This is a genomic window from Clostridium sp. BJN0001, from assembly GCF_022869825.1.
In the GTDB taxonomy this organism is placed as follows: domain Bacteria; phylum Bacillota; class Clostridia; order Clostridiales; family Clostridiaceae; genus Clostridium.
Genome location: NZ_CP094971.1, coordinates 1,905,154 through 1,921,489, shown reverse-complemented (window position 1 = coordinate 1,921,489; position 16,336 = coordinate 1,905,154). Strand labels below are relative to the sequence as shown.

The window sequence follows — 16,336 nt, the reverse complement described above, 5'->3', positions numbered from 1 at the left end:
TCATACAATGAAATTCCTACGGAATTTCCACAACATTTGTCATTTGTAAACTATGTATTAGATTAAAGTCCTAAAAATACATGTAAAATTATTGCTGAAAATGCAGCGCCTGCAAAAGGTGCAATACCTGGTATTAGTAAACCATACTGCCAGTCATTATTAGCTTTATGTTTTATTGGAAGTATTTGAAAAGCAAGTCTTGGTCCAAGATCTCTTGCCTGATTCATGGCGAATCCTGTAGGACCTCCAAGTCCCATACCAATTGCCCATACTAAAAGACCAACGCCTATTGGAAGCATGCTTCCGTATTTTGTAGCAATCATAAGAGTACCAGTTATAAATATAAATGTTGCAAAAAATTCGACAAAGAAATTTCTTGGAAGGTTACGAATTATAGGGTTAGTTGAGAAAATATTTCTTACTGCAATAGGATTTACTTCCTCTTCACTAGCTTTAAAGTGATCTGCATACATTATATAAACGATTATTGAAGCAGCAAATGCTCCTAAAACTTCAGCTATACTATAAGGTACAAAACATGCCCATGGCACTAGACCTAAGATGCACTGAGCAAGAACCATAGCTGGATTCATGCATACACCATCAAAGATAAATAGGGCGATTGTAATTCCGAATCCCCATGTTGTTATTGCAAATATATGTCCGCTTCCTCTGTATTTTGTGTTTTTTAATACTTCATCGCAATGAACTCCTACACCAAAAATAATCATAAGACCCGTGCTTAGAAATTCAGCAACTAAATGTTGAAACATATTATTATTCCTCCTTAAATTGTTTTTTACATATCTTTTCTGTTTCAAAATATATATTTTTTATTGGAACGTTATGTAATCTAGCAAGCTTTGCACAATCTTCATATTCGATATCATAATGTTTTATATCGCCGTAAGATGCAAGTTTTACTTTTACAGTTCCATAAATTGTTTGTATATTAATAATTTTACGATTCATAATCGTTCTTTGTTTTATGTTATATCGTATTCCAAGTGTTGAAGTATGAGTCAAAATGGCTTTAATAAACTTTTCTTTTTCTAAAGGGTCAACAAGAACTGTAAGTTTAGAGGCCATTCTGCTTTTTTTCATCATTATTGGAGCAAGGAATACGTCTTTTGCTCCAATATTAAGAAGAAGATCCATAGCATAACTAATCTGTTCACTGCTTTGATCATCAATATTGGCTTCTATTTCCAATATATTATCTTCAAAATTATTTATTTTTTTTTTAGTAAAAGTACACGTAAAGCGTTGAAACATCCTGTTTCTCTTTTACCAAATCCATAACCTGCATTTGTAATTTCCATATCGCTTTTTACTGAACCAAATTCAGAAACAATATCTTTTACAATTCCAAGTCCTGTTGGAGTAATAAGCTCTGTATGTATGTCAAGACGCTGATTAACAGGAATATAAGAATTTACTCTCATCTGCATTACAGCTGGAACTGGAACAGGCATTTCTCCATGTGCGATATTTATATGTCCACATCCATCAGTAAGAGGAGAGGAGATTACCTTTTCAATATTTAATTCTTCTAAACATATGAAGGATCCAACAATATCTATAATTGAGTCAATAGCACCTACTTCATGAAAATGAACGTCATCTATAGTTTTATTGTGTACTTTAGCTTCTGCCTTTGCTATTTCAAGAAATACTGAAATAGAATGGCTTTTTACAAAATCACTTAAAGTACTTTCTTCAATAAGTTTTTTTATATCTGCAAAATTTCTTCCGTGATGATGATGATGGTGGTGGTTATGTTCTTCAGAAATACCACAGTCTTTTTCACCATGTTCTAAAATGACATCAAAATCACTTCCAAAGATAGAGTTTTTTGATTTCTTTTCATAATAAAGCTTATAATTTGATAAGTTCAGTTTTTTTAATTCAGTTTCTAAATTTTTAAAATCTGCACCAATATCCAGCATAGCTGCAATAAACATATCACCGCTTATACCAGAAAATGCATCTAAATATAATGTAGACATAAATTCCTCCTATAAATGATTAATCATACTTGCATTGTAAGCAGCACCAAATCCGTTATCAATATTTACAACGCTTAAGCCGCTAGCACAACTGTTTAGCATAGAAAGTAGAGCAGTAATGCCATTAAGGCTTGTACCATATCCAACACTTGTTGGAACAGCAATTACTGGTTTATCAACAAGTCCGCATACAACACTTGCAAGAGCGCCTTCCATACCTGCTATAACTATTACTACTTTAGCGTTTCTAATAACATCAAGATAAGAAAATAATCTTTGTATTCCTGCAACACCTACATCGTAAATAGCTTTTACTTCATTAGAGAATACATCAGCACAAAATTCTGCTTCTTTTGCAACAGGTATATCACTTGTTCCAGCAGTTACAATTGCAATATAGCTTTTTGGCTTTTTGCTATTTTTTTTATTAATTACCATGCAGCGAGCTTCTTTATCATATACTGCATCTGGAAATTCTTTATATATATGCGACATTTTTTCTTCACAAAGACGTGTTACAAGTACGGTTTTATCTTCATTTAATAAAACTTTAGATATTTTTATTATCTGATCAAAAGTTTTTCCTTCGCCATAAATTACTTCGGGATAGCCGTTTCTTTTATCTCTATCAATATCTACTTTTGCTATATCAATATCTATAAATTTGTTATCATTCATTTTGATTTGTTCCTTTATCTAAAATTTCATTTAAACTTCCTGTTTTATATCCTCTTAAATCAAGAGAAACATAGCTGCACCCAAATGATATAAAGGTTTTGTAGATATTATCCATTATTGATGTATTAAAAAAATAAGATCGATTTTTAGGATTAACTTCAATACGTGCAGTACCGTTTTGCAGTCTTACACGTATATCTGTTAATCCAAGATTTAATAAATAGTCTTCACATTTACGGATAATATCAAGTTTTTCCTGCGTAATATTTTCAAAATAAGGTATACGAGTTGCAAGACAACCTGAAGATGGCTTATTAAAAGCATCTATATTCCATGCTTTTAATAAGTCTCTTATTTCCTTTTTTGTAAAGCCACATATTTTTAAAGGCGACTTTATATTAAGTTCTTCTAAAGCTTTAATACCAGGACGATAATCATTGCAGTCGCTTGCATTTGTTCCATCAATTACAGTATCTATACCGTTTTTTTTCGCAGTTTCTTTTATTTTTGAAAATAAATGATATTTACAAAAATAACATCTTTTTGGTGGGTTTTTAACAAAATTATCTATTGCAAGCTGATCACATGAAATTGTTATTAATTTTAGTCCTATATTTTTTGAATAGGAAATAATATCTTCTGTATCTCTTGATGTAAGTGTATTAACATTAGCAGAAATTAAAATAGCCTTGTCATTAAGTACTTCCTTTGTGACATATGATAAAAATGTACTATCTACACCGCTTGAAAAGGCAATAGCACATGAACCGTATGAGGCTATTAAGCTTTTTAAAGTTTTTAGCTTTTCTTCAAGAGAGATCATATTATTTATTATCCTGTACTATAACACTTAAACCATCAGGTATTACAGCAACCTTTGCATCTTTTCCTTTTAATTCAAATGCTCTATTAAAAGCTTCATCTAAAGTTTTTGCAAGTTCCATATGTAATCCAGTTACGAGTGAAGGGTCAACTAAATCAGAAACCATTATTACTTTGTGATTAGCTAAGATTCTTGCTAAAATCTGAGAAGTCCACTGTTCAGGTACAGTCTTTGATCTTGGAGTATTTGATGCTGAATCAAAGAATTCCTTTGGATCTTTTACATTTGCGATATTATCATAAAAGTCTTGTCCACCATGTCCGTCACGGCATCCTGCAACCATTATGATTATTCCATCTTTGTTAAGTGTTGCTTCAGCAGCAGTCATTCCTTTTACAGCCTGATAAATATTCTGATCAAGAGGATATCCTCCATTTGTTGATAGAGCTATATCACATTTAACTTTATTTACACGTGCTAAGCTGTTTACAAAATTACATCCTTCTAAATGAGCTTTTTCTACATCACCTGCAAATGATCCGATTACTTTATGATCACCATTAAGAACAACATTTACTATAAAAGCTAATTTAGCTGTTCTTGCTGCATAAAGCATATCTTCATGAACAAGGTTATGAGATAAATTTCCTGTACGTGAATTTTTGTTATTTATAAATTCTCCACAGTGATTTGCCATGATAGTTTTATATGAAGCTATACCAGGAAGTACTGATTTTCTTCCACCAGAGAATCCAGCAAAGAAATGTGATTCGATAAATCCTTCAGCAATTAATAAATCAGCTTCAGCTGCGATTTTATTTATAATGCATTCTCCACCACTTGGAAGAGTACCTATTTTTTTCATAGCAGCATCATCTTTTGAAAAATGCATTACTATTTCTTCATTTTCTACAATTTCTTTTCCGTATTTTGATATTAATTCTTCTTTTGTACTTGGTCTGTGAAATCCTGTTGCAACTAAGATACGTATACGTGCATTAGGAGATACACTTCTTATTCTTCTTAGTAAAATAGGAGTAATGATTTTTGAAGGAACTGGTCTTGTATGGTCACTGCTTATTAATACAATGTCCTTTTTACCTTTTGCAAGTTCTTCAAGTGAAGGGCTTCCAATTGGATTGTCTAGTGATTTTTCAACAATGTCATTTTCGTTTTCAATACATTTGTATGTACCTTGCTTTGATTCTAAAAGACCTGCAAAATTTTCATCATTAAGCTTAAGATCTATTGTCTTTGAATCGTATGGTAATTTGAATTCTTTCATAAAACATCTTCCTTTATTTTATAAATTTTTTAACATAGACTAGTTTAAAATAAAATAAGAGTTTATAATATATCATGAGATAGTATCATTTGTTAACGTCATATGATATAAATAAAAGTTAAAATATAAATATTAATATATATTTAAGTAAAAAGGAGTACTAAAGATGAATTCGGAATTTTTGATTGATTTTTTAGAAAAAAACAATACACCTACGATAAAAAGAAAGTATCATTCATATTTAACTTTTTGTGGGCTTGATGAACAGTACACATATGTTTTAAAAAAAGGAACAATAAAAACAAGTATAATACTAAAGGACGGAAGAGAATTTAATATGTCATATATATGTGCTCCAGATATAATCTCTTTAGTTAGAGATGAGGTCAGCGTATATACATCATCGCCATTTAACGTAAGAATAGAATCGGAAGAAGCAGTTTTTTATAGAATTCCAAGGGTCACGTTCTGGAATTATGTTAACAGTAATAAAAAGCTTCAGGAATATGTAAAAGATTATTATAGGCATAAATTGCTTGATAGTATGTATAATGAAAAAATAATGATAATGAACAGCAAAAAAGGAGCTGTATGTGCATTTTTGCATAAGCTTATTAACAAATTTGGAAAAGAAACAGACAAAGGAATTCGTATTGAATTTCCTATAACTAATGAAGATATTGCTGGATTTTGCGGAATATCAACACGTAATAGTGTAAACAGAATTCTTCATGAATTAAAAGAAGAGGCAGTAATTGATATAATTGATAATAAAATACATATAATAGATGCAGACTATATGCAAAGATTTACATAAAAGATGATGTTGTCAAATGATAACATCATCTATCATTTTATCCTCAAAACTCTAATGATAAACTTATTTACGTTATTTAGAATAAGGGGGTAGATTTTTATGCATATTCCAGATAATTATCTTAGTCCTGAAACATGTGCAGTTATGGCTGCAGTTATGGTTCCAGTTGTAGTCTATTCAGCAAAAAAATTAAAAAAAGATGTTGAAGAGAAGAAAGAAACAGTGCCACTTATGGCTATATCGTCAAGTTTATCATTTCTTATAATGATGTTTAATATTCCACTTCCAGGAGGAACTAGTGCTCATGCTGTAGGAGCGTGTCTTTTAGCACTTTTGATTGGACCACATGCAGCTTGTATATCGGTAGCAAGTTGTCTTGCGTTGCAAGCGTTTGTTTTTGGAGATGGAGGAATACTTGCTTTAGGAGCAAACATATTTAATATGGCATTTATAATGCCGTTTAGTGGATATTATATATATAAAATATGTACTAAATTAATGAAAAAAAGAGGAGAAATGATAGGCGTAGCTTTAGGTTCTTATTTAAGTATAAATTGTGCAGCTTTATGTGCAGCAATTGAACTTGGAATACAACCTATACTTTTCTGTGATTCATTAAATAATCCATTATATAATCCATACCCAGTAACAATATCAGTACCTACAATGGTTGGTGCTCATTTACTTATTGGAATAGTAGAAAGTATTTTTACTGTTTCTGTTTATAAAATTATAAAAGGTTCAGATTTTTCATCTGATAAAGCTGAACATAAAAAAGGTATAAAAATAAAACGATTTGCAAAATTAATAATAGCTTTAGTAATATTATGCCCATTAGGACTTATAGCAACAGGTACTGCTTGGGGAGAATGGGATGTAACTGAACTTTTAGAAACATTAAAAGCTTATAATATGCCACAAAATGTTCCAACAGGAATGAAGAATGGATTTAGCTTTAATGCATTATTCTCTGATTATAAGATGCAGAATGTTCCAGATATAGTTGGATATATTTTATGTGCAGTAACAGCTGTTGTTATATTTATGTTATTTTATAAAATCATATTTGGAAGAGGCAAGAATACAAATGGAAATGCCAGAGTGGATTAAAAACAATGAAAATTGTGAAATAAACATAAAAAAGAATGATTATTTAAAGAAGAATTTTAATAGATTTTTTAATCTATTAAAATTCTTAAAAAAAGAACCTATATATAATGAAATAACAAATATCAGTACATTTTTTAGAATTCTCTCATTAATAATGTCTGTATTTTTAATTACTATATGTAGAGGCATATTTGAGATTTGGATATGTCTTTTATTTGTAATGATTCAGCTTTCGTTAAATAGAGGAAAAGTAATATGTAGTATTTTAAAGAAATCATTAATTATGTTTATTTTTCCATGTATAATATTTCTTCCATATTGTTTTTATGCACCTTTTAACGTTATAATCCCATATTATTTGAAAATATTAATTATAATGATTTTAGTTCAGAATTTCATAGCGAATGCGACAATATATGAAATTGCAGAATCTTTAAAACAGATGCATTGTCCAGATATTATTATTTTTATTACGGACATAATTGTTAAATATTTAAAGTGTATTACATATTTGATGTGTGATGTACTTCAGGCAGTAATAATGCGTAATATAGGAGAAGATAGTCATGAATATAATACTATCGGAGGACTATTTGGCAACATATTTATAAAGATGAAAAGATGTGGAGAATCTTTATCATGTGCTATGGAGTGCAGAGGTTTTTCAGGAAGTTATGTAAGAAAAACAAGAGAAAAGATAAAAAAGATGGATGTAATATTTATACTTTTTAATATTATATTTGTGTGTATTTATTTTTACGTGAGGAGTTATGAAATATGATAACATGCGATAATGTATATTTTAGTTATGATAATAGTTTGGTACTTGAAAATATCAATTTTAATATAAAAAGTGGAGAGTTTGTTGTTATAATGGGTGACAATGGATGCGGAAAATCTACGCTGCTTAAAATATTAAATGGTATTGTTTTTCCAAGTAAAGGTCAGTATACATTTAAAGGACAAAATATTAATAGTACATACTTAAAAAACAGCTATAATATGTCATTATTTCATCAAAACATCGGTTTTATATTTCAGAATTATGAAGTACAGCTTTTTAATAGCACAGTTTACGATGAGATTGCATTTGGCCTTAGAACGATGGGGCTTAAAGAAAATGAAGTAAAAAAAAGAGTAGTTGACTGCCTTAAACTTTTAGATATTGAAAAATTAGAAAAAAGAGTTCCTTATAATTTGTCAGGCGGAGAAAAAAAGAAGGTAGTCATAGCAGCTATACTAGCTATGAATCCTGAAGTAATAGTTTTAGATGAACCATTTAATGGATTATCAATTCATTTTCAAAATGAAATTTTATCGTTACTTAAAGAATTAAATAAAATGGGAAAAACGATTATATTAACTACTCATAGGTATGATCAGATAAAAGATATAGCAGATAGATTTTTGATCTTTAAAGATAAGACTATTTGTTATGATTTAAAATCAAATGAATTAAAAAAGCGTAAAGACATAGAAGATTATTGTAGAATATTATAGTTTATAATAATATATATAAAAGCAGAGGAAATATTATAACATTTTCTCTGCTTTTTTCTATATAATATATTGTTCATATATTTTTTTAATCACAATAATAAAGAGAGATGAATAAAATATAATTAAAGTTATGTTTATAACTTTAATAAGAATAAGTAAATATGGAGTGATGAACAAATGGCAATTAGACCGTTGTATAATGGGCAAGCAGTCAATTTTACAGTGAGTTTTACAGCTTCATCTGATACTACAAACTATACAAGTTATGTAATAGAAGATACTTTAGCATTAGGACTTAATTATGTGTCCACTTCTGTTACTGCAAATAGTGTAACATTAATTGCAGATACAGATTATACTGTTAGTTCTACAACTGTAGATGGACATGATGTTGTTACAATCACAGTTACTAATAATGTAAAAGTAGCTGGATATACAGTCGTAGCAACAATAAATACTGCAGTAGATGATTTGACACAAATTGTGGGTGGAGAACTTACAAATACAGCAACAGTAGATGTAAATGGAGCTAGTGGACTAGAAAAAGTATCAAATACTGTAACTATTAATTTTGAAACATTCCAGACAGTAAGTATAAGTAATACAACTACTCCAAATAGAGTTATTAATGCAGTAGTTGGAAATGCAGTAAACTTTACAGGAACATTTACTGCACCGGATTTTTCCGATGCATATAGTGTAGTAATTAGAATGGCACTTCCAACAGGAACATCTCTTAAGAATTTAACTTCATCAGTTGTATATGGAGCTTCTTCTACTGATGTAGGTGGAACTTGGAGCACTCAAACTGGAAATATAGCACAGTATGTATTTACAAATTCAGCTGCTATTAGAAATCAAGATATAACAATAACATTAGATTCTCAGATAGATAATAACCAAACAATTGAAAATTCGTTTAATAATGTATTTAAACTTGCAATTGGTGGAAACCCAGAGACTTCATCAAGTGCTGTTACAACAATCTTTGTTAAACCAGTAAGCGCAGTAACTAAGGCTGTTATAGACTATACAGCATAATATGCTATAAAATAATATAGCATAGTCATAAACTTTTAGGGCAGATTCATATTTTAAAGAATCTGCCTGTATACATTTTTATAAATCAATTTATAGGAGAGTAGTAAATGGTAACATTAACACTTATGGATGGATTAGAAATCGATTTTTTAGTTAAATTTTTTATTCCTGAAGATTTCTCAATATATCATGATTTTAATATCATTGATACATTAGCTGATGGTCTTACGTTCGTTCCATATAAGACGTACATTAAAGTTAATAATAACATTATAGCAAATTGGGACTATAAATATGACGAGATAAAAAATGAACTTAATATTAATGTTATAAATAATGAGAATATAGCAGGAAATGATTTGGATATGTATTTGATTACTAAAGTTATTGATAAAAGTAAAATAGAAGATACTATGGAAATTAATAATACTACGTATGTTACTGTTAATGAGGTCGAAGGATTAACTACAAAATCACAAGATCTTAAAGTGCAGTTTCAAAAGGTTCAAAGCAATGAACTTCTAGTTTTAAATGACAGTATAAATACTATAAATAATTTGAAATTAGGTTTTGAAAGAGTAATATCATTAATGTTTTCACCTGATTTATATTATGAATATAATATTACTACAGTTTTGCCTCAAGGACTTATATTTGATATAGAAAAAAGTTTAGTTGAAGTAGAAAATTTAAATTCTAAAAGATTTTTAAACAATGAAAATCAAGATATATATGCACAATATGTTTATGATATTACAACTGGAAAGTTAAGAGTTGACATTAGAAATTGTGAATTTTTTTATGGCAGAAATATAATAGTAAAAATAGGACTAAAAATTCAAAATCCTGAATTATTAAATGACTCTAAAATATTAAATTTTATATTGACTGCGAATGAATGCTATTGTGATGATTTAAGCATAAAAGATATAAAAATGAATTTTATCGAACCGATAGAATTATTACAATTTGTTGATGAAGCAGTAAAAATACTTGCAAATGGAACAGAAATTTTATTTACTGGTGTATTTAAAATAGCATATGACACAGATAATGTTATGTATGATACTTTTACAATAAGTGATATATTAGCCCCTGGACTTAGTTTTGATTTAAAAAACAGCAGCATAATTCTTGAAGACGGAAGTAATATAAAAAGCTTTATAATGTATCCAGAAGATGGAGCTTATGGCAAAATAGATATAACTTTTTATAATTATTCGGATATTCAGGGAAAAACTGTACTCGTTAATATAGGTGCAGTATTAACTGATATAGAAAAAATACCTGAGTACTTATTAATTCAAAACGTTCTTACTTTATCAATTAATGGAGATGCTGCGACTTCTGTAAATTCAGATACAGTTATAGTTAAATTTGAGGATTCTAAAACTAAAAGGGAGCAGTCTTTAACAAATGTTGTTAAATCAATAAATAAAGTTCAAAAAGCTTTAAATGAACTTATAAAGTATCAGATGAAAGTGTATTTTAGAGCTAAAGAAGTTAGTGTAAATATGAAAGAGTTCTCTTCAGTAGATGATTTATTAAAGAAAATAACAAGTATTCAAAAATATGAAGAGGTAAAGCTTAATTCTTCAAATAGAGGGTAAAATTTATTTCTTTGTTTTACCCTTAGAATGATTAATAGCTGAGCATAGTTCGCAGCTTGAAATCTTTTCAATATTAGAAATTGAATTAAGCATAGTTTTTATAGATGAATTAATAGCTAAAATATCTTCTAAGGAAGCTTTATTAGCTAAAGAAAATTTAAGTTTATCTACTTCCATATAAATAATATCGGCGATTAAATCATCAAGTTCTGCAAGTGCATTTATAATTTCTATATTTGCTTGAATCTTATTCATAATTAAAAGGCTCCTTCAATTATCTCTATTTCATAATACAAGTATTTTAGTTAAACTGTTACTATTAAATATTTATAGTTTATATTCATAAGGATTTTAATATAAAAGGCTGAATGTAAAAATACATTTGGTCTTTTAATTTTTTAAATTAAGTTGAAATAAGATATTCAAAAATATATAATTAAAAAATGTATTAGTATGGCACTTTTAGTGAAATACTAAATAATAAAAAACAAATTACTTTTTATGAAAAAGAAAGGGAATAAAGAAAAATATATGAATAAAATAATAAAGAAATTTACATCAGCCTTATTAATTTTTGCACTTACATTTGTACTTAATGGATGCTCACTTAATTCAGTTTCTAAAAAGTCATCAGATAACGCAGCTTTGCAGACTGAAACTCAAACTACATATCCTTTAACTATTAAAGATTCTTATGGAGAAGATGTTACTTTAAAGGAAGAACCTAAAAAAGTAATATCATTAGCACCAAATATTACAGAGCTTATATATAATCTTGATGCACAAAAAAAGCTCTATGGAAGAACAGATTACTGTGATTATCCAGAAGAAGCTTTAGATGTTGAATCTGTTGGAACAATGAGAACTCCAGATATTGAGAAGATTATAAGTCTTGAACCTGATATAGTAATAGCATCTACTCACTTTAGTGAAGAAAATGCAAAGAAACTTAAAGATAATGGAATAAATGTAATGTGTCTTTATCAGGAAAATGATTTTGATGGAGTTTATTCTATGATAGAAAAGCTTGGAAAAGTACTTAATAAAAATGAAAAAGCAACGGAAACAGTAAATAATATGAAAAAGACTATAAGTGAAGTTTCAGAAAAAGTAAAGAACCTTAAAAAACCTTCTGTTTATTATGTTGTATCTTATGGAGACTCTGGCGATTATTCTGCACCAGAAAATACATTTGTAGGTCAGATTATAAATTTAGCAGGCGGAAAAAATATAGTACCAGAAAACGACAGCTGGTCATATTCACGAGAATTACTAATTGAAAATGATCCTGATATAATCGTTGTAAGAAAAGGTGAAAAAGATAAATTTATGTCTACAAAAGGATATGAAGATCTTACAGCAGTTAAAGAAGGAAAAGTATATGAAATAGATAATAATATTATCGATAGACAAGGATATAGAAATGCTGAAGGAGTTTATGAAATGGCAAAAATTTTCCATGAAGATGCATTTAAGTAAAAGGAGAGAAGAAGTGATGAAGCCAAATAAAGAGAAGTATTATACATATATTGCATTTTTAATAATATTTATGTTTATGTGTATTTTAGTTTCTGCATCATTTGGATCTTCATCTGTCACTATAATAGATACTTTTAAAATACTTTTATCAAAAGTGCCTATTTTAAATAATTTTATAGATTTAGACGGCATAAAAGAATCTTATAAAGTAATTGTTCTTAAAGTAAGATTTCCAAGAATACTTGAGTCAGCTTTAGTTGGAGGAGCGTTATCTTTAGTTGGATGCACATTTCAAGCTATCTTTAGAAATTCACTTGCAGATCCTCATATACTTGGAATATCATCAGGAGCAGCTTTTGGGGCAACAATTGCAATTTTATCAGGATTCAGCCTTAATTTTTTGGGAATGGGAGTAATAAGTATATTTGCATTTATTGGTGCAATTATTACAGTTATAGTAGTGTATAAAGTTGGAAGTATTGGAGGAAATCTGATTGTTTTAAATTTGCTTCTTACAGGAACTGCTATAAGTACAATGATAAGTTCTGCAATATCACTTCTTATGATTTATAATAGACAGCAGCTTGAAAATATATATCTATGGACACTTGGAAGTTTTAGCTCTGCAAATTTTAATAAAGTTATTTTTTTAGCTATAATATCTTTAATTGGAACACTTATTATTTTTATGTTCTCGCGTGATTTAAATATTATAATGACAGGATACGAAGCAGCTTCAAGTCTTGGAGTTGATGTAAAACAAGTTAACAATATATTAATTATAGCAAGTTCACTTCTTATTGCAGCAAGTGTTTCTGTAAGTGGAACTATTGGATTTGTTGGGCTTATTATACCGCACTGCATGAGGCTTATTGTAGGATATGATCATAAAATACTGCTCCCATTTTCATATATAGGAGGGGCATCGTTTATGATTATATGTGATACTATCGCAAGAACAGTAGCAAGTCCTACAGAAATACCAGTAGGAATAATTACTGCATTTTTCGGTGCACCGTATTTTATATATTTAATATATAAAAATACGAAGAAAAGAAGTTATGAGGTGTAAATAATGGATAAGAAAATTAATGTAAAAAATCTTTTTTATAAACCTTATCCAAATGAAGAGTACATATTAAATAATATATCTGCAGATTTTAATGATGGTGGTTTTTACGGTATTTTAGGACCTAATGCTTCTGGAAAGACAACTTTAATAAGGCATATATTAAGATTCCTTGAAACAAAAAAAGGAGCAGTGTATATAGATAAAAAGAATATAGACGAATATAAAAGAAAAGAGATTGCAGAAAATATTTCGTTTGTGCCTCAAAATGTTAATGCTAAGATTAATTTTTCAGTATATGATGTTGTGGCTATGGGAAGAAATCCATATTTAAAAAGGTTTGAAGGTCTTACTAAAGACGATAAAGATATTATTGAAAAAGCTATGGTTTATGCAGACTGCATTCATCTTAAAGATAAAATATTTTTAAATTTAAGTGGCGGCGAGTCACAAAGAGTTCTTATAGCAAGAGCAATAGCACAGGATACAAAATATATAATTTTAGATGAGCCTATATCACATCTTGATATACGGTATCAAGTAGATATTATGGAAACTTTAAAAAAACTAAATGAGAAAGAAAATAAGACAATTATTGTTATTTTGCATGATATAAATTTAAGTGCATCTTACTGCAAATATATTTTTCTTATGAAAGATGGACACGTCTTTTCTGAAGGACCTTCGTTAGATGTTCTTACAAAAGAAAATTTAAAAAATGTTTATGATATAGATTTTGAGATATATAGAATAGATGATAAAAATGTATTTTTTGTACCAAAATTAAATAAAAAATAGATGCTTTAAAATTTAAATTAGAGAAGAGGTATAAATATGAACCCTATTGCATTTTCAATTTTAGGTTATGGTGTTAGATGGTATGGTATATTCATAGGATTTTCAGTGATTCTTGGAATGATAATAGCATATTATAATGCGAAAAAATTAAATGTGGATTTTGAAGTTATTTCAGATGGATTTCTTATTGTTTTTCCATCCGCAATAATAGGTGCACGTTTATATTATGTGATTTTTGAATTTTCTTATTTTAAAGATAATATATTAAGCATATTTAATCTTCGTACAGGAGGTCTTGCTATACATGGAGGAATTTTAGGAGCTTTAATATCAATGATAATTTATTGCAAAGTGAAAAATATAAATATAGTTAAATATCTCGATATTATAGCACCATCACTTATTCTTGCACAGGCGATAGGAAGATGGGGAAATTTTATGAATGGTGAAGCTCATGGAGATGTAGTATCATATGAGTTTATCAAAAAATTCCCTTTATTTATTCAAAAAGGAATGTATATAAATGGATCATACTATAATCCCACTTTTTTATATGAATCAATATGGAATGTATTAATATTTATAATATTATTATTTTTATTGCTTTATAGAAAAAAGACGGATGGTATGGTTATTTCCTTTTATATAATACTTTATTCGTTTGGAAGATTTTTTATTGAGGGATTAAGAACGGATAGTCTTATGTTTTTCAATATAAGAATGGCTCAGCTTATAAGTTTAATATTTATAGCTGTAGGAATAATATATCTTATAAAGATAAAGTTAAATAAAAAATATTAAATTAAATAATGCTGACACAATTAATTTTTTAATTAATTGTGTCAGCATTATTTTTTATTGATTCTTTTATACTTTAATTACTTCAATTCCTGAATCTTTCAAACATTTTTCAGATTTCTCACTTAAATTATTATCTGTTACTATATGAGAAATATCATGTATATCTCCACTTAAAAATTTATTCTTCTTACCTATTTTAGAACTTACAGTAAGTACAAAAACAGGACCTTTGCAGTGGTGCATCATTGCCTTATTTATTAGTGTTTCTTGAAATACACTTGTTGTTATTCCAAAATCTGCAGAAATTCCACTTACACCAATAAAGCATTTGTCAGCAATTACAGAAGAGAATATTGTAGCAGCAAAATCTCCGACTAATGATAGCTTCCTTTTATAAATTTGACCGCCTGTTAAAATAAGATCAACATTTTCTCCTACATTAGAGTAGATTGCTTTTACGTTATTTGTTATAACAGTTACTCTTTTATCACCAATATAGTCTAGTACGCATAAAGCGGTTGAACTTGAATTAATAAAAATAGTATCGCCATCTTCAATAAAACTTGCCGCATATTTTGATATTTTTTGTTTGTTTTCATTTGCAGTTAAAGAATCATCATTTACATCAATTTCATTAACTAAAGGATTATCTTCAACTAATTTAGCTCCTCCATAATACCTCATTACAAGTCCTTCTTTTTCTAACTCTTGAAGATCTCGTCTTAAGGTAAGCGGAGAAACATTTAACCTTTCTGAAAGATCTGAAGTACTAATTTGTTTTTCTGATTTTAAGTGCTTTAAAATATAACTTCTTCTTTTGGAAACCAGACTGTTATTTGTTCTCATGAGGCATCCCACCTTTTAATTAAAATTTTAATTATGAATGTTTTCAGTATAAATTATTTCTTATCATAATTTTAAAAAGATAAATATTTTCTAATAACAACTGATTATTTATTTCGATCCCTTTATTATAGATCATTCATATGATTTAATGCAAGTTACCATCATATATTATAAGCTACATATATTATAGTTAGAATAATTCTTAAACCATAATATAATTGGTAATTAAATATATATTGAAAAATAATTAAGCAATAGATGAATAATTTTTTATAATTATTAGAAACTAAATATGATTTATTAAATTTAATGAATTTGCGTAATTCAGCAATATATTCACGAAAAGAACGTTCAAACATTCATATATTATGAATAAATAATAGCATAAAAGTATATAAAATTCAAATAAACATAAAAAATATAAAAAAGTATTGCTTTTTTTTGAATTATTAATATATTATATAGACATA

Annotated in this window: 18 protein-coding genes; 10 read left to right on the top strand and 8 right to left on the bottom strand. The window is 28.2% G+C overall.

Annotated features, from left to right (window positions below; translation table 11 throughout):
* Window positions 1-62: 62 nt before the first annotated feature.
* The 6 genes from larD to larA are packed head-to-tail and all read right to left on the bottom strand — an operon-like array spanning window position 63 to window position 4,795.
* On the bottom strand, window positions 63-773 hold the full coding sequence (larD, locus tag MTX53_RS09410) for a D/L-lactic acid transporter LarD (protein ID WP_244833548.1): 711 nt from the start codon (window positions 771-773) through the stop codon (window positions 63-65).
* Window positions 774-777: 4 nt separating this feature from the next.
* Window positions 778-1,212, bottom strand: a complete 435-nt coding sequence (larC, locus tag MTX53_RS13090; RefSeq protein WP_280527243.1) for a nickel insertion protein — start codon at window positions 1,210-1,212, stop codon at window positions 778-780.
* 20 nt (window positions 1,213-1,232) lie between these two features.
* A complete protein-coding gene (locus MTX53_RS13085) occupies window positions 1,233-2,009 on the bottom strand; it encodes a LarC family nickel insertion protein (protein WP_280527242.1) in 777 nt (258 codons plus the stop codon).
* 9 nt (window positions 2,010-2,018) lie between these two features.
* Window positions 2,019-2,687 (bottom strand): nickel pincer cofactor biosynthesis protein LarB, encoded by a 669-nt coding sequence (gene larB / locus MTX53_RS09400; protein WP_244833547.1) that lies wholly within the window; start codon window positions 2,685-2,687, stop codon window positions 2,019-2,021.
* Window positions 2,680-3,510 (bottom strand): ATP-dependent sacrificial sulfur transferase LarE, encoded by an 831-nt coding sequence (gene larE, locus MTX53_RS09395; RefSeq protein ID WP_244833546.1) that lies wholly within the window; start codon window positions 3,508-3,510, stop codon window positions 2,680-2,682. The genes larB and larE overlap by 8 nt, the downstream gene beginning before the upstream one ends.
* Window position 3,511: 1 nt before the next feature.
* Window positions 3,512-4,795, bottom strand: a complete 1,284-nt coding sequence (gene larA / locus MTX53_RS09390) for a nickel-dependent lactate racemase (RefSeq protein WP_244833545.1) — start codon at window positions 4,793-4,795, stop codon at window positions 3,512-3,514.
* A gap of 166 nt (window positions 4,796-4,961) precedes the next feature.
* On the opposite strand from larA, the gene MTX53_RS09385 reads away from it, so the two are divergent.
* From MTX53_RS09385 to MTX53_RS09360, 6 genes are all read left to right on the top strand, one after another.
* Complete coding sequence (locus MTX53_RS09385) at window positions 4,962-5,612, top strand: Crp/Fnr family transcriptional regulator (protein ID WP_244833544.1); 651 nt, start codon at window positions 4,962-4,964, stop codon at window positions 5,610-5,612.
* A 99-nt stretch (window positions 5,613-5,711) separates the two neighbouring features.
* Window positions 5,712-6,722 carry a cobalt transporter CbiM gene (cbiM, locus tag MTX53_RS09380; RefSeq protein WP_244833543.1) on the top strand — a complete coding sequence of 337 codons (1,011 nt, stop codon included), beginning with the start codon at window positions 5,712-5,714 and terminating at the stop codon, window positions 6,720-6,722.
* Entirely contained in the window at window positions 6,700-7,503 is an 804-nt protein-coding gene (locus tag MTX53_RS09375; protein ID WP_244833542.1) for an energy-coupling factor transporter transmembrane component T, read from the top strand. The genes cbiM and MTX53_RS09375 overlap by 23 nt, the downstream gene beginning before the upstream one ends.
* Window positions 7,500-8,222 carry an ABC transporter ATP-binding protein gene (locus tag MTX53_RS09370; RefSeq protein WP_244833540.1) on the top strand — a complete coding sequence of 241 codons (723 nt, stop codon included), beginning with the start codon at window positions 7,500-7,502 and terminating at the stop codon, window positions 8,220-8,222. The genes MTX53_RS09375 and MTX53_RS09370 overlap by 4 nt, the downstream gene beginning before the upstream one ends.
* Before the next feature lie 177 nt (window positions 8,223-8,399).
* Window positions 8,400-9,263 carry an isopeptide-forming domain-containing fimbrial protein gene (locus MTX53_RS09365; protein WP_244833538.1) on the top strand — a complete coding sequence of 288 codons (864 nt, stop codon included), beginning with the start codon at window positions 8,400-8,402 and terminating at the stop codon, window positions 9,261-9,263.
* Window positions 9,264-9,370: 107 nt separating this feature from the next.
* Window positions 9,371-10,873, top strand: coding sequence for a hypothetical protein (locus tag MTX53_RS09360; protein ID WP_244833536.1), 1,503 nt, complete (start codon window positions 9,371-9,373; stop codon window positions 10,871-10,873).
* Between the two features lie 3 nt (window positions 10,874-10,876).
* On the opposite strand, the gene MTX53_RS09355 is transcribed toward MTX53_RS09360, so the two are convergent.
* Complete coding sequence (locus tag MTX53_RS09355; protein ID WP_244833534.1) at window positions 10,877-11,128, bottom strand: hypothetical protein; 252 nt, start codon at window positions 11,126-11,128, stop codon at window positions 10,877-10,879.
* A gap of 276 nt (window positions 11,129-11,404) precedes the next feature.
* Between MTX53_RS09355 and MTX53_RS09350 the strand changes: the two genes are divergently transcribed.
* Genes MTX53_RS09350 through lgt form a run of 4 tightly spaced genes read left to right on the top strand, consistent with a single transcriptional unit; the run spans window position 11,405 to window position 15,020 of the window.
* Window positions 11,405-12,352, top strand: a complete 948-nt coding sequence (locus MTX53_RS09350) for an ABC transporter substrate-binding protein (protein WP_244833532.1) — start codon at window positions 11,405-11,407, stop codon at window positions 12,350-12,352.
* Between the two features lie 16 nt (window positions 12,353-12,368).
* Window positions 12,369-13,424: an iron ABC transporter permease gene (locus tag MTX53_RS09345; protein WP_244833530.1), complete on the top strand. Its 1,056-nt coding sequence runs from the start codon at window positions 12,369-12,371 to the stop codon at window positions 13,422-13,424.
* 3 nt (window positions 13,425-13,427) lie between these two features.
* The gene (locus tag MTX53_RS09340) at window positions 13,428-14,219 is read left to right on the top strand and encodes an ABC transporter ATP-binding protein (protein ID WP_244833528.1); all 792 of its coding nucleotides are present in this window, start codon (window positions 13,428-13,430) and stop codon (window positions 14,217-14,219) included.
* Between the two features lie 36 nt (window positions 14,220-14,255).
* Window positions 14,256-15,020: a prolipoprotein diacylglyceryl transferase gene (gene lgt / locus MTX53_RS09335; protein WP_244833526.1), complete on the top strand. Its 765-nt coding sequence runs from the start codon at window positions 14,256-14,258 to the stop codon at window positions 15,018-15,020.
* 66 nt (window positions 15,021-15,086) lie between these two features.
* Here lgt and MTX53_RS09330 read toward each other — a convergent pair whose 3' ends face one another.
* Window positions 15,087-15,866, bottom strand: coding sequence for a DeoR/GlpR family DNA-binding transcription regulator (locus MTX53_RS09330; RefSeq protein WP_244833524.1), 780 nt, complete (start codon window positions 15,864-15,866; stop codon window positions 15,087-15,089).
* Window positions 15,867-16,336 lie beyond the last annotated feature (470 nt).

Excerpts from the sequence above, each read along its gene's own strand:
- larD (WP_244833548.1), bottom strand. The coding sequence starts at position 773 with ATGTTTCAACATTTAGTTGCTGAATTTCTAAGCACGGGTCTTATGATT.
- lgt (WP_244833526.1), top strand. The coding sequence starts at position 14,256 with ATGAACCCTATTGCATTTTCAATTTTAGGTTATGGTGTTAGATGGTAT.
- MTX53_RS09385 (WP_244833544.1), top strand. The coding sequence starts at position 4,962 with ATGAATTCGGAATTTTTGATTGATTTTTTAGAAAAAAACAATACACCT.
- MTX53_RS09340 (WP_244833528.1), top strand. The coding sequence starts at position 13,428 with ATGGATAAGAAAATTAATGTAAAAAATCTTTTTTATAAACCTTATCCA.
- larB (WP_244833547.1), bottom strand. The coding sequence starts at position 2,687 with ATGAATGATAACAAATTTATAGATATTGATATAGCAAAAGTAGATATT.
- MTX53_RS09375 (WP_244833542.1), top strand. The coding sequence starts at position 6,700 with ATGGAAATGCCAGAGTGGATTAAAAACAATGAAAATTGTGAAATAAAC.
- MTX53_RS09360 (WP_244833536.1), top strand. The coding sequence starts at position 9,371 with ATGGTAACATTAACACTTATGGATGGATTAGAAATCGATTTTTTAGTT.
- cbiM (WP_244833543.1), top strand. The coding sequence starts at position 5,712 with ATGCATATTCCAGATAATTATCTTAGTCCTGAAACATGTGCAGTTATG.
- larE (WP_244833546.1), bottom strand. The coding sequence starts at position 3,510 with ATGATCTCTCTTGAAGAAAAGCTAAAAACTTTAAAAAGCTTAATAGCC.
- MTX53_RS13085 (WP_280527242.1), bottom strand. The coding sequence starts at position 2,009 with ATGTCTACATTATATTTAGATGCATTTTCTGGTATAAGCGGTGATATG.
- MTX53_RS09365 (WP_244833538.1), top strand. The coding sequence starts at position 8,400 with ATGGCAATTAGACCGTTGTATAATGGGCAAGCAGTCAATTTTACAGTG.
- MTX53_RS09350 (WP_244833532.1), top strand. The coding sequence starts at position 11,405 with ATGAATAAAATAATAAAGAAATTTACATCAGCCTTATTAATTTTTGCA.
- MTX53_RS09370 (WP_244833540.1), top strand. The coding sequence starts at position 7,500 with ATGATAACATGCGATAATGTATATTTTAGTTATGATAATAGTTTGGTA.
- MTX53_RS09355 (WP_244833534.1), bottom strand. The coding sequence starts at position 11,128 with ATGAATAAGATTCAAGCAAATATAGAAATTATAAATGCACTTGCAGAA.
- larA (WP_244833545.1), bottom strand. The coding sequence starts at position 4,795 with ATGAAAGAATTCAAATTACCATACGATTCAAAGACAATAGATCTTAAG.
- MTX53_RS09345 (WP_244833530.1), top strand. The coding sequence starts at position 12,369 with ATGAAGCCAAATAAAGAGAAGTATTATACATATATTGCATTTTTAATA.
- MTX53_RS09330 (WP_244833524.1), bottom strand. The coding sequence starts at position 15,866 with ATGAGAACAAATAACAGTCTGGTTTCCAAAAGAAGAAGTTATATTTTA.